Source organism: Janthinobacterium sp. 13 (genome assembly GCF_002749695.1).
GTDB lineage: Bacteria > Pseudomonadota > Gammaproteobacteria > Burkholderiales > Burkholderiaceae_D > Janthinobacterium > Janthinobacterium kumbetense.
The window spans coordinates 4239641-4252637 of record NZ_PEEQ01000001.1 but is presented as its reverse complement, the minus strand read 5'-3'; the positions used below and the strand labels follow the sequence as shown (position 1 = coordinate 4252637).

The window sequence follows — 12997 nt, the reverse complement described above, 5'->3', positions numbered from 1 at the left end:
TCCGCCACTTCCAAAGACCCATGACGCCACGCCATCTTGCCTTTCTCCTCGCCGCCCTGTTTTCACCGGTCGCCGCCCACGCCGACGACATCTTCCAGCGCGTGCTGGTCGACGGTTCGCGCCTGAACCAGCTGGGCGTGGCCGATTCGGCCAACGCGGGCAGCGTCACGCAAAAGCAGCTCGATGCGCGCACCAGCTACCGGCCCGGCGAACTGCTGGAAGCCGTGCCGGGGCTGATCGTCAGCCAGCATAGCGGCGAGGGCAAGGCCAACCAGTTCTACCTGCGCGGCTTCAACCTCGATCACGGCACGGACTTGCGCACCACCGTCGACGAGATGCCCGTCAACCAGCGCAGCCATGGCCACGGACAGGGCTGGACGGACCTGAACTTCCTGATACCCGAACTGGCCATGCGCCTCGATTACAAAAAGGGGCCGTATTCGGCGGCGCAAGGCGACTTCTCCTCGGCGGGGGCGGCGTCCGTCGTGTATGCGAACCGCCTGACGCAGGGCGTCGCCAGCGTGGGACTCGGGCAAAACGGCTTTCGCCGCGCCCTGCTGGCCGATTCGCCCGATGCGGGCGACGGCAGCCTGCTGTACGCGCTCGAAGCACAGCGTAACGATGGCCCGTTCACGCAGCCGGACCGCTACCGCAAGCTCAATGGCGTGCTGCGCTACAGCGAAGGCTATGCCAACAACGGCTTCAACGTCACGGCCATGGCGTATGACGCCAGCTGGAACGCCACCGACCAGATTCCGCTGCGCGCCGTAAAGGAAGGCACCCTGGGCCGCTTCGACGCCATCGATGCCAGCGACGGCGGCAAGGCGCAGCGCTACAGCCTGTCGGGCGCCTGGCGCCAGACGACGGACGACGTGTCGTCCAGGGTCAGCGCGTATGTGATCGCCAACCGCCTGGCCCTGTTCTCGAATTTTACGTATGCGATGGACGATCCCGACAACGGCGACCAGTTCGCCCAGCCCGACCGGCGCGTGACGGCTGGCCTGGATGCCAGCCACACCTGGCACCGCCACACGGACAGGGGCAGCAGCGACACCACCATCGGTCTGCAGCTCCAGAACGACAATATCCACAACGGCTTGTACAACACGCGGCAGCGGCAGATCCTGTCAACCACGCGGCAAGACCACATCGTCGAGTCGAGCATCGGCGTGTATGGCGAAAACAGCACGCGCTGGTCGCGCTGGCTGCGCACCGTGGCCGGCCTGCGCGCGGACGCCTACCGCTTCGACGTGCGCAGCGACCGCGCCGCCAATTCGGGCACGGCCAGCGACCATTTGTTCAGTCCCAGCCTGAGCCTGATCGCGGGACCGTGGCGCGATACGGAAGCGTATCTCAACATCGGCAATGGCTTTCACAGCAACGACGCGCGCGGCACGACGATCACCGTCGACCCGAAGACGGGCGAGGCGGCCGACAAGGTCACGCCCCTGGTGCGCTCGCGCGGGCTGGAACTGGGCTTGCGCAGCGCCGCCATCGCCGGCCTGCAAACCTCGCTGTCGCTGTACCGCCTGGACTTCGATTCCGAGCTGCTGTTCATCGGCGACGCGGGCGCCACCGAGGCGGGCCGCCCCAGCCGCCGCTACGGCGTGGAGTTTTCCAGCTACTACAAGGCGGCCAGCTGGCTGTCGCTGGACCTGGACCTGGCGTATGCACGGGCGCGCTCGCGCGGCAGCGACCCGGCGGGCGACTTCATCCCCGGCGCCATCGAAGGCGTGGCCCAGCTGGCCATGACGGTGACGCCGCCGGGGCCATGGTCGGGTTCCTTGCGCCTGCGCTACTTCGGCCCGCGCCCCCTGATTGAAGACAACAGCGTGCGCTCGGCGGCCAGCATGGGCTTGAACGGGCGCATCGCCTATCAGATCGACAAGACCTTGCGCGTGGAAGTCGAAGGCTACAACCTGGCCAACCGGCGCGACTCGGCCATCGACTATTACTATGCCTCGCGCCTGCCCGGCGAAGCGCAACCCGTCGACGATATCCACTTCCATCCGGTGGAATCGCGTTCGCTGCGCCTGACCCTGGTAAAGAATTTTTAACTCAACAAGAATAATTCCTGTCTCACTGCACAGGAAACGCCGCGAAGTCGTAGAATGCCAGGCTGGATAAACTGAGACAGGCCGCATTGCGGCCCGCACCGCCATGAGCACTTCCGCACCGATCTTTACCGACCCTTCCCACGTCAAGGAAGCCTTGCGCGATGACGGCTATGCCGTCCTGCGCCCGCAGGACGTGGCCGCGCTGGCCGGCTGCCCGCTGGCCGCGCTGCGCGCGCTGGAAGGGAGCTGGAATACCCTGCCGCTAGACAATTACCTGAAGGATGGCGGCCGCTATCGCCGCCGGCGCCACTCTTGCTTCGTGCAGGATGGCGAGCGCCTGACGCAAACGGCGCACCGTCCGCACTGGCAACCGGTGGAATACAACGCCCTGCACGGCGGCATGCACCGCCTGTTCGAACCGGTCGAAGCGGCTATCGTTGCGCAAGCGGCCTGGCAGCAGCTGATCCGCGCGCTGGGCAACGCCTGCTCGCAGGTCAAGGGCAGCCAGCCGTGGTTCATCGAGGCGCACCAGTTCCGCATCGATACGACCGATGGCATCGGCCGCCCCACGCCGGAAGGTGCGCACCGCGACGGCGTCGATTTCGTCGCCGTGCTGCTGATCGGGCGCGAACAGGTCAAGGGCGGCGAGACGCGCATCTTCGAGGCCAATGGCCCCAACGGCAAGCGCTTTACCCTGACCGAGCCGTGGTCGCTGCTGCTGCTCGACGATGCGTCTGTCATCCACGAATCGACGCCGATCCAGCCGGTCGGCGAACATGGCCACCGCGATACGCTCGTGCTGACCTATCGCGCAGGTCAGTTCCAGGGCGAAAACTGACAAGCAGCCACAGCATTCCCTGTGGCCAAAATAGTTACTTGGAAGTTACTTTTGCAGACCTAAATCCGATATAGTCATACGATGTCGATATTGCGCGCTCACCGCGCCCAGCATCACCACACTGAAATTCTAGGAGAGGTCTGTGGACTCCAACAACCAAATCAAGCCTGACGAAATCGAGATCCTGATCGTCGAGGATAGCCCGACCCAGGCGGAGCGCTTGCGCCGCCTGATCCAATCCCTGCACTATAACGCGCGCGTGGCGGCCAATGGCCAGCTGGCCCTGGCCGCCATCCGCGAGCGCAAGCCGCACCTGGTGCTGTCCGACATCGTCATGCCTGAAATGAATGGCTACGACCTGTGCCGCGCCATCAAGTCCGATCCGACCTTGCGCGACATTCCCGTGATCCTCGTCACCTCGCTCAACGATCCGAAGGACATTATCCGCGGCATCGAGTGCGGCGCGGACAATTTCATCCGCAAGCCCTACGCGGAAGACTACCTGCTCAACCGCATCAGCCACATGCTGATGAACCAGAAGCTGCGCAAGAACCAGAATGTGGAAATCGGCATCGCCCTGTACCTGGGCGACCAGAAGCACTTCATCAATGCGGAGCGCCAGCAAATCCTCGACCTGCTCATTTCCACCTATGAACAGGCGGTGCAGGTCAACGGCGAACTGCAGGCGCGCGAACGCCAGGTGATCGAGCTGAACATGCGCCTGGCGCACCATGCGGCCGAACTGGAAACCATCAACCGCGAAATCGCCCTGAAAAACCTGGAGCTGGCCGAGGCGAGCCGCATGAAGTCCGCCTTCATCGCGAACATGTCGCACGAATTGCGCACGCCGCTCAACGCCATCATCGGGTTTACGGGCGCGCTGCTGATGAAACTGCCCGGCCCCCTGACATCCGACCAGGACAAGCAGCTGAACACCATCCGCGCCAGCGCGCGTCATCTGCTCTCGCTGATCAACGACATCCTCGACGTGGCCAAGATCGAAGCGGGCAAGCTGACCCTGTCGATCGAACCCGTGCACTGCCAGGAACTGATGGCCGACGTGGCCGACACCCTGCGCCCCCTGGCCCAGCAAAAGGGCCTGGCGCTGGAAATGGCGCTGGGAGAAGAAGGCCAGCCGCCCGCCATCATCGACACGGACCGCCGCGCATTGACACAAATCCTCATCAACTTGCTCAACAACGCCATCAAGTTCACGGAACAGGGCACGGTGCGCATCAGCCTTGCCCAGCGCGACGAGGACGGCGTGCTGGTGACGGAAATGAGCATCGCCGACAGCGGCGCCGGCATCAAGGAAGAAGACCAGGCCAAGCTGTTCCAGGCCTTCTCGCAGCTCGATTCCACCTCCACGCGCCACGTAGAAGGCGCGGGACTGGGCCTGTACCTGTGCCAGAACCTGGCCAACGCCATCGGCGGCGCCCTGTTTTTCAACAGCGACTACGGCTCCGGCAGCACGTTTACACTGGCCCTGCGCAGCAAGGCCTGAGTTCCTGTGCGCCGCAGCATGAAATTTTGATTTCTTGCCATCCAGGACAGACCGATACAGTAGTTCTACGGTATTGCACCGCACCATTTTCAGCGCTATAGTAGAACTGTCTCCTCCAATTCGTTCTCCGAACATTGGATTACGCCCGCGAATACAACCGCGGGCTTTTTTTTGCCTGCGTTTTCCCTCATCTTCACCTTTCCTTAACTAAATCAAACGATTTAGTTATATCAATCGTTTGAGATATGTGATTAAATCTCCGGCATGATTGAAAAAAACGCCATCCGCACTTCCCACACCGACGAAGGGCGCAAGCCCCGTTCCGACGGCGAACAGTCGCGCGAGCGCCTGCTGCATAGCGCCATCCGCCTGTTTGCCGAGCAGGGCTACGCCAAGACGTCCACGCGCGAACTGGCGCAGGCGGCCGGCACGAACGCCGCAGCCATCAGCTACTATTTTGGCGACAAGGCGGGCCTGTACCGCGCCGCCTTCGCCCAGCAGTCGGCCAACCCGCAAGACAATATCGCCCTGTACGAACAACCGCATTTCACCTTGCGCCAAAGCCTGGAAGGCTTTTATGCGCAGCTGCTCGCCCCCATGCAGCAAGGCGAGATCGCGCGCGACTGCATGCGCCTGTGGTGCCGCGAGATGCTCGAACCGACGGGCCTGTGGGCGCGCGAAATCGACCAGAACATCCGCCCCGAGCACGAGGCGCTCACGCGCGTGCTGGCGCGCCACCTGGGCGCACCCGACGACAGCGACGACATGCACCGCCTGGCCTTTTCCATCGCTTCGCTGGCCCTGCAGCACATGGTGGGCGCCGAGGTGCTGCAAACCTTGCGCCCGCAACTACTGGAATCGCCACAGGCCATCGACACTTGGCTGGCGCGCATGACCGACTACGCGCTGGCCATGGCCGACGTGGAGCGCCAGCGCCTGGCCATTCCTCCCTCTACCCCTACCGCTCGACGACAAGCAGAAGGACCAGCATGACGACTATTCGATGCACCGTTCAACGTGTCCTGGCCGCCAGCATCGTACTGGCGCTGGGCGGTTGCGCCCTGCAGGGGCCGCCCGCAGCGGTGGCCGCCAGCGCACCCGTGCAGTGGCAGGCGCCACTGCCGCATAACGGCAAGCTGACGGACCTGGCCAGCTGGTGGCAGGGCCAGGGTGACAGCCTGCTGGTGGAATTGATCACCGACGCGCAGCAGGTCAGCCCCACCATCGCCGCCGCCCGCACGCGCATCGTGCAGGCGCGCGCGGACAGAGTCGCCAGCGGCGCCGCGCTGGCGCCCACGCTCGATGCGACGGGCAGCGTGGTGCGCACCAGCCAGCAATCGGCCCAGCCCGGCGGCACCACCTCGCAGGCCGCGCTGCAGGCGTCATGGGAAATCGACGTCTTCGGCGCCAACCGCGCCACGCGCGATGCGGCGCAGGAGCGCTACGACAGCACGCGCGCAGGCTGGCATGAGGCCCGCGTCTCGGTGGCCGCCGAAGTGGCAAACCAGTATTACGCCTTGCGCACCTGCCAGCAATTGCAGGCAGTGTCCGAACAGGATGCCGTCTCGCGCCGCGACTCGGCACGCCTGACGGAGCTGAGCGCCGGCGCCGGCTTCCAGTCGCCCGCCAACGCCGCCCTGGCCCGCGCCAGCGCCGCCGAAGGCGCCAGCCGCGCCATCGAACAGCGCGCCGCCTGTGACGTGAATGTCAAGGCGCTGGTGGCCCTGTCGGCCATACCGGAAGCGTCGCTGCGCGAGAAGCTGGCGGCCAGCCCGGCCATCCTGCCCTCGCCCGTGGCGATTGCGGAGCTGCCAACGCAAACCCTGGGCCAACGTCCCGACATCTACAGCGCCGAACGCGAAGTGGCGGCCGCCAGCTTTGAAGTGCGCGGTGCGCAAGCGCAGCGCTACCCGCGCCTGAGCCTTTCCGGCTCCATCGGCAAGGGCAATCTCCGCGCCGGCGGCACCAGCATCACGGCCAGCACCTGGAGCATCGGCCCGCTGGCCGTCAGCCTGCCCATTTTCGACGGCGGCACCCGCCGCGCCCAGGTCGATGCGGCCACGGCGCGCTACGACGAAGCCGTGGTGAAGTACCGTGCCGGCGTGCGCCAGGCCGTGCGCGAAGTGGAAGAAGCGCTGGTCAACCTGGCCAGCACGGACGCGCGCAGCGGCCACGCGAAAACGGCCCTGGAAGGCTACCGCGTGTCGTTTGTCGCCACCGAGGACCGCTACAAGAATGGCCTGGCCAGCCTGATCGAACTGGAAGACGCGCGCCGCACGCGCCTGGCCGCCGAAAACACCGTGGTCAACCTCGAGCGCGAACGCAGCGCCGCCTGGGTAGCGCTGTACCGCGCCGCCGGCGGCGGCTGGAACAGCAGCAGCGCCATCGCCAACAACGCCCCCTGACGGATACGACAACATGAAAAAAATGACCTTGAAACCGATGACGCTCGCGCTGGCCGCCCTCTTTATGGTGCTGGGCGCCGGCGTGGCCCTGTACTCCTCTTCCTCCACGGCGGCCGACGACGCCAAGGATAAGAACGCGGCGCAAAAACCGGCGCTCACCGTCACCACGGCCAAGCCGCAAACGGCCAGCCTGCCCATCAAGCTGAAGGCCAACGGCAACGTGGCCGCCTGGCAGGAAGCCGTCATCGGCAGCGAATCGAACGGCTTGCGCCTCACAGAGGTGCGCGTGAATGTCGGCGACGTGGTGCGCGCCGGCCAGGTGCTGGCCGTGTTCTCGAACGACACGGTCAATGCCGACGTGGCGCAGGCGAAGGCCGCCGTGCTGGAAGCGGAAGCGAATGCGGCAGAAGCCGCCGCCAACGCGCAGCGCGCCCGTTCGCTGCAAAGCACGGGCGCCATCAGCGCACAGCAAATCAGCCAGTACCTGACAGCCGAACAGACGGCCAACGCGCGCATCGCGTCCGCCAAGGCGCAGCTGGCGTCGCAGCAGCTACACCTGAAATACACGCAGGTGGTGGCGCCCGACAGCGGCATCATTTCCTCGCGCTCGGCCACCGTCGGCTCGGTCGTAGGTGCCGGCACGGAACTGTTCCGCATGATACGCCAGGGCCGCCTCGAATGGCGCGCCGAAGTGACGGCCACCGAGCTGCTGAACCTGAAAGCGGGCACCCTGGCGCAGGTCAAGGCTGCCAATGGCAGCGTCCTGACGGGCAAGGTGCGCATGATCGCCCCTACCGTCGACCCGCAGACGCGTTCCGCCCTCGTGTATGTCGACCTGCAGGCCAGCACCGGCAACAATGCGCCGTTCAAGGCCGGCATGTACGCCAGCGGCGAATTCGAACTGGGTACCTCGGGCGCACTGACGGTGCCGCAGCAGGCGATTGCCGTGCGCGATGGCTTCAGTTATGTCTTCCGCCTGAATGCCGACCAGCGGGTCAGCCAGATCAAGGTGCAGGCCGGACGGCGCCTGAGCGACCGCATCGAGATTTTAGGCGGCATCACGGCCGACACCACCATCGTCGTCAGCGGCGCAGGCTTCCTCAATGACGGCGACCTGGTGCGGAATGTTCAAAACCCGGTGGCAACCCCGGTCGCAGCAGCGGCCAAGCCGGCCGCAGCGAAAAAGTAAGGAAAAACCATGAATTTTTCCTCCCTCTCGATCAAGAATCCGATCCCGGCCATCATGCTGTTCGTGCTGCTGACCCTGGCCGGCTTGCTGGCCTACAAGGCCAATCCGGTGCAGGATTTCCCCGACATCGAACTGCCCATCGTCACCGTCAGCGCGGTGCTGCCCGGCGCCGCGCCGGCCCAGCTGGAAACGGAAGTGGCGCGCAAGATCGAGGACTCCGTCGCCACCCTGCAAGGCGTGAAAAACATCTACACCAAGGTGCTCGATGGCGTCGTCACGGTGACCGTCGAATTCATCCTGGAAAAGCAGATCGCCGAAGCCGTCAACGATGTGCGCGACGCCGTCGCGCGCGTCAAGGCGGACATGCCGGCCGAGCTGCGCGACCCCACCGTCACCAAAGCGTCCACCGCAGGCAGGGTGGTGCTGACCTTTATCGCCACGGCAAAACCAGGCGTCGACAATCCGCTCGACGCACCCGACCTGTCGTGGTTCGTCGACAACACGGTGGCCAAGCGCCTCCTGACAGTGCCCGGCGTGGGCGCCGTCACCCGCGTGGGCGGCGTCTACCGCGAGATCCAGGTGGAACTCGACGAGGCGCGCATGGCCGCCTTGAAAGTGTCGGCCCTCGACGTCTCGCGCCAGCTACGCCTGGTGCAGCGCGAAGCACCCGGCGGGCGGGGCGACATCAGCGGCGCCGAGCAGTCGGTGCGCACCATCGCCACCGTCAAGACGGCCGATGAACTGTCGCGCGTGGAAGTGCCGCTGCCGGACGGGCGCCACGTGCGCCTGGACCAGGTGGCCACCGTGCGCGACACGGTCGCCGAACCGCGCGCACTGGCCGAGCAGGATGGCAAAACGGTCGTCGCCTTTGAAGTGTTCCGCACCAAGGGTGCCAGCGAAGTGGCCGTCGCCAAGGGCGCGCGTGACGCCATCGCCGACCTGCAGAAGGAAAACCCGAATGTCGTGCTGCAGCAGTCGATCGACAATGCCTTCCCCGTCGAGGAAAACTTCGACGGCTCGATGGAGCTGCTGTACGAAGGCGCGTTGCTGGCCGTGCTGGTGGTGTGGTGGTTCCTGCGCGACTGGCGCGCCACCCTGGTGGCCGCCGCCGCCCTGCCCCTGTCCGTGATGCCGGCCTTCCTCGGCATCTACTGGTTCGGCTACACGCTCAACACCGTCACCCTGCTGTCGCTGGCGCTGGTCGTCGGCGTGCTGGTCGACGACGCCATCGTGGAAATCGAAAACATCGAGCGCCATCTGCGCATGGGCAAGTCGCCCATGGAAGCGGCCATGGAAGCGGCCGACGAAATCGGCATGGCGGTGATCGCCACCACCTTCGCGCTGGTGGCCGTGTTCCTGCCGACGGCCTTCATGAGCGGCATTCCCGGCCTGTTCTTCAAGCAGTTCGGCTGGACGGCCGTGCTGGCTGTGCTGGCCTCGCTGGTGGTGGCGCGCCTGCTTACGCCGATGATGGCAGCCTACATCCTGAAACCGCTGCCGCACAAGGAAGAACAGGATGGCTGGCTGATGACGCGCTACCTGCGCGTCATGCGTTGGTGCCTGAACCACCGCGGCACCACGGCCATCGCCGCTGCCCTGTTCTTTGTCGGCGCCATCGCGCTCGTGCCCCTGCTGCCGACGGGCTTCGTGCCGGCCGCCGACCGCGCGCAGACGCAGATCAACCTGGAACTGCCGCCCGGCTCCACCCTGGGCGAAACGCAGGCCGTGGCGGCCCTGGCGCGCGATGCGGCCATGCGCACGCCAGGCATCCAGGGCGTCTTCAGTTCGATTGGCGGCGGCTCCAGCGGCGACGCCTTCGCTCCCGGCGCGGCTGCCGAGGCACGCCGGGCCGTGCTGACCCTGACCACCGTGCACCGCACGGAGCGCAAGGAATCGATGGCGGCCCTGGAAACGCAGCTGCGCCACAAGCTCGATGCGATACCCGGTGCGCGCTTCACAGTAGGGCCGCCCGACACGGGCGTCAAGATGCAGCTGGTGCTGCGCTCGGAAGACCCCGTGGCGCTGATGGCGGCGGCGCAAAAGGTCGAGCGCGAGCTGCGCGGACTGAAAGGCATCGGCAACGTCAATTCCAGCGCTTCGCTGGTGCGCCCGGAAATCATCGTACGCCCTGATTTTGCCAAGGCGGCCGACCTGGGCGTGACGGCGGCAGCCATCGGCGAGACGGTGCGCGTGGCCACGGCCGGCGACTACGATACGGACCTGACGAAAATGAACCTGCCCGAGCGGCAGGTGCCGATTCGCGTCAAGCTGCCCAACAGCGTGCGCGCCGACCTGGCCGCCATCGAACGCCTGACGGTGCCCGGAAAAAATGGTCCGGTGCGCCTGGCGAACGTGGCCACCGTGACGATGGAAAGCGGCCCGGCGCAGATCGACCGCTTGAACCGCAGCCGCAACGTGACCCTCGACGTGGAACTCGGTTCGCGCACCCTGGGCGAACTGAACGAAGAAGCGCGCGCGCTGCCGTCGATGAAGAATCTGCCGCCGTCCGTGAAGATCGCCGAACTGGGCGACGCACAGGAAATGGCATCGCTGTTCGCCAGCTTCGGCCTGGCCATGCTGATCGGCGTGTTGTGCATCTACTGCGTGCTGGTGCTGCTGTTCAAGGACTTCATGCAGCCGGTGACCATCCTGGCGGCGCTGCCGCTGTCGATCGGCGGCGCCTTCGTGGCCCTCCTGATCACGGGCAGCGCCCTGTCGATGCCATCGATGATCGGCCTGATCATGCTGATGGGGATCGTCACCAAGAACTCGATCCTGCTGGTCGACTATGCGATCCTGGCGCGCCAGGCCGGCATGAACCGCTTCGATGCGCTGGTCGACGCCTGCCACAAGCGCAGCCGGCCCATCCTGATGACGACGATCGCCATGGGTGCCGGCATGATGCCGCTGGCGCTGGGCTGGGGCGCCGACCCCAGCTTCCGTTCGCCGATGGCCATTACCGTCATCGGCGGCCTGATCACCTCGACTTTACTGAGCCTGCTGGTGGTGCCGGCCGTATTCACCTACATCGACGACCTGGAGCACCTGCTCAAGCGCGGCATGGCCAGACTGCGCCGCCAGAAGGCGCCGCTGCGGCGCGATGACAAGGTGGCGCTGGAAAAATAAGCGCCGCCACCGTTTGCAAAATCGCCCCCTGCGGGCAAGGAAGCGAAGGACCGGCCACCAGGCCGCGCTCCCTCGCTTCCATCTATCTGGCATACTGCGCCCATTCTCCATGAACGCAATCTGCCCTGCCTATGAATTACCGCACCCCGCTCGCCCTGTTAATGGTATCCGCACTGCTCGGCGCCTGCTCGGACAAGACCGCCCCCGCCAGCGCCGACGTGGCGGCTGACGTGGCAGCAGATGTCCCTGCCGCCGCAGCCGACACGGCATCGACCGAACACGTGCCGCCGCCGGCCGCCACCGCGCCCAGGACGGAAGCGATGAACACGCCGCAAGCGCGCGAGCTCGAAGTGGGCATGATGCGCGCCGTCTTCGGCAAGGACTATCGCAGCGACAGCGACGATGCGCTGGCCGACCTGTCCGATCCGGACAACCACGTCGACAAACTCAGTTACGTCGTCAGTGCCGTCAGCCACAAGCTGCTGCCCGATGGCCGCGCCATCCTGGTGGCGAATGCGGAAACGGCCAACACGGAAGGCACGGCGGAATCGGCGCACGCCTCGCCGGGACTGCTGAACGTGTTTTTCCTGGCGCCGAAGGGCCAGCCGGAAGACGGCCAATGGCAAGTCGTGAAACGCCTGGAAAACATCGCCACCCTCGGCTCCTCAGGGCAGCTCGGCGAAGTGCACTGGGTCATGCTGGGTGCGAACAAGCCGGGACTGGCGATACGCCATGGCTACACGGGCCAGGGTTACACCATCACGCAGCTGGCCCTGTTTGAAATCGGCGATGGCAAGGTGACGGCGATCGATGGCGGCATCGACCTGTATTCGGACAATATGGGCGCCTGCGGGCCTGACACGGACGAGTGCTGGATGGTCGACGGCAAGTGGCGCTTCGCTCCCGCGCGCAATGGCGGCGCCTACGACGACCTGCTGATCGATTTCAAGGGCGCCTCCGAGAAGATCAAGCCGGGCGTCACGGTCAAGCCGGACGAAGACCCGCCGCGCATCGCCACGCCCCTGAACGGCCACGCGCGCTATGGCTTCGATGGCAAGGGGTACAAACTGGTCGAGGGCAAGAATACGGTGCCTGGCGTCTGAACCAGGCACCGGCAAAAAATCAGCGGCGCGCCGCCTCCAGGCGCGCCAGCAGCGGCGCATACATGGCACGCGTATGGCTGCTCCAGCGGGCCATGGCGCTGTCGATATCAAGCAGCAGGCGTTCCGACAATACCTTGTCGCCCTGCTGCAGCGCCCAGATCGCGCATTCGGCGCGGCACTCGAAGCTGTTGTAGCGCGCCAGCGCATCGTCGAATTCCGCCTTCGCCTCAGGCTGGCGTCCGCTTTGCGCCAGCGCGCGCGCCGTCAGCAGGGACACCATCTCGGGACGGAAATGGATATCCGTGCGACGGATGAACTCCAGGTGCGTCAAGGCCTCGGCGCCGCGCCCGCACTCCAGGTAGGCGCGCGCCGCGCCCAGGCGAATTTCCAGGTCCGAGGAAAACGCTCCCTGCAGGCAGGCTTCATACGTCGATGCAGCTTCCTGCGCATCGCCCGCTTCCAGCTGCGCGCTGGCCAGGCGCATCTGGTTCTGCGCCGTCGGCGTGTACTCGAAAGCGGCTTTCGCCTCGCGCAGTTCGCGATTCGGATCGAGCACCTGCACGGCCACCGAAGCTACCTTGCGCGCGCCTTGCGGCAGGCGCGAATTGGGCAGGTAGATGGCGAAGAAATACACCACGCTGCCCAGCAGCGGAAACATGAATAAAATGAGCAGCCAGTACAACTGCTGCCCGTTGCGCACCACGTGAATCGCAAAAAACAGCGCGATCAGGATGTGGATGCCTATGCCAAAAATCGTCATGTTACAACCTCGTTC

Annotated in this window: 9 protein-coding genes; 8 read left to right on the top strand and 1 reads right to left on the bottom strand. The window is 65.5% G+C overall.

Annotated features, from left to right (window positions below; genetic code table 11):
- The first annotated feature begins 20 nt into the window (after positions 1-20).
- The 8 genes from CLU94_RS18630 (at position 21) to CLU94_RS18595 (ending at position 12222) form a co-directional block, all read left to right on the top strand.
- Entirely contained in the window at positions 21-2057 is a 2037-nt protein-coding gene (locus CLU94_RS18630) for a TonB-dependent receptor (RefSeq protein WP_099666724.1), read from the top strand.
- Between the two features lie 103 nt (positions 2058-2160).
- Positions 2161-2895, top strand: coding sequence for a 2OG-Fe dioxygenase family protein (locus CLU94_RS18625; protein ID WP_099666723.1), 735 nt, complete (start codon positions 2161-2163; stop codon positions 2893-2895).
- A 142-nt stretch (positions 2896-3037) separates the two neighbouring features.
- Positions 3038-4399 (top strand): hybrid sensor histidine kinase/response regulator, encoded by a 1362-nt coding sequence (locus tag CLU94_RS18620; protein WP_099666722.1) that lies wholly within the window; start codon positions 3038-3040, stop codon positions 4397-4399.
- 264 nt (positions 4400-4663) lie between these two features.
- Positions 4664-5392, top strand: a complete 729-nt coding sequence (locus CLU94_RS18615) for a CerR family C-terminal domain-containing protein (protein ID WP_099666721.1) — start codon at positions 4664-4666, stop codon at positions 5390-5392.
- Positions 5389-6804 carry an efflux transporter outer membrane subunit gene (locus CLU94_RS18610; protein ID WP_099666720.1) on the top strand — a complete coding sequence of 472 codons (1416 nt, stop codon included), beginning with the start codon at positions 5389-5391 and terminating at the stop codon, positions 6802-6804. Before CLU94_RS18615 ends, CLU94_RS18610 begins: the two co-directional genes overlap by 4 nt.
- Before the next feature lie 13 nt (positions 6805-6817).
- On the top strand, positions 6818-7993 hold the full coding sequence (locus CLU94_RS18605) for an efflux RND transporter periplasmic adaptor subunit (RefSeq protein WP_099666719.1): 1176 nt from the start codon (positions 6818-6820) through the stop codon (positions 7991-7993).
- 9 nt (positions 7994-8002) lie between these two features.
- Complete coding sequence (locus tag CLU94_RS18600) at positions 8003-11119, top strand: efflux RND transporter permease subunit (RefSeq protein ID WP_099666718.1); 3117 nt, start codon at positions 8003-8005, stop codon at positions 11117-11119.
- 131 nt (positions 11120-11250) lie between these two features.
- Positions 11251-12222 carry a hypothetical protein gene (locus CLU94_RS18595; RefSeq protein ID WP_143451475.1) on the top strand — a complete coding sequence of 324 codons (972 nt, stop codon included), beginning with the start codon at positions 11251-11253 and terminating at the stop codon, positions 12220-12222.
- 19 nt (positions 12223-12241) lie between these two features.
- Here the strand turns inward: CLU94_RS18595 and CLU94_RS18590 are convergent, their stop codons facing one another.
- Positions 12242-12982 (bottom strand): tetratricopeptide repeat protein, encoded by a 741-nt coding sequence (locus CLU94_RS18590; protein WP_099666716.1) that lies wholly within the window; start codon positions 12980-12982, stop codon positions 12242-12244.
- Positions 12983-12997 lie beyond the last annotated feature (15 nt).

Excerpts from the sequence above, each read along its gene's own strand:
- CLU94_RS18630 (WP_099666724.1), top strand. The coding sequence starts at position 21 with ATGACGCCACGCCATCTTGCCTTTCTCCTCGCCGCCCTGTTTTCACCG.
- CLU94_RS18625 (WP_099666723.1), top strand. The coding sequence starts at position 2,161 with ATGAGCACTTCCGCACCGATCTTTACCGACCCTTCCCACGTCAAGGAA.
- CLU94_RS18615 (WP_099666721.1), top strand. The coding sequence starts at position 4,664 with ATGATTGAAAAAAACGCCATCCGCACTTCCCACACCGACGAAGGGCGC.
- CLU94_RS18610 (WP_099666720.1), top strand. The coding sequence starts at position 5,389 with ATGACGACTATTCGATGCACCGTTCAACGTGTCCTGGCCGCCAGCATC.
- CLU94_RS18605 (WP_099666719.1), top strand. The coding sequence starts at position 6,818 with ATGAAAAAAATGACCTTGAAACCGATGACGCTCGCGCTGGCCGCCCTC.
- CLU94_RS18600 (WP_099666718.1), top strand. The coding sequence starts at position 8,003 with ATGAATTTTTCCTCCCTCTCGATCAAGAATCCGATCCCGGCCATCATG.
- CLU94_RS18595 (WP_143451475.1), top strand. The coding sequence starts at position 11,251 with ATGAATTACCGCACCCCGCTCGCCCTGTTAATGGTATCCGCACTGCTC.
- CLU94_RS18590 (WP_099666716.1), bottom strand. The coding sequence starts at position 12,982 with ATGACGATTTTTGGCATAGGCATCCACATCCTGATCGCGCTGTTTTTT.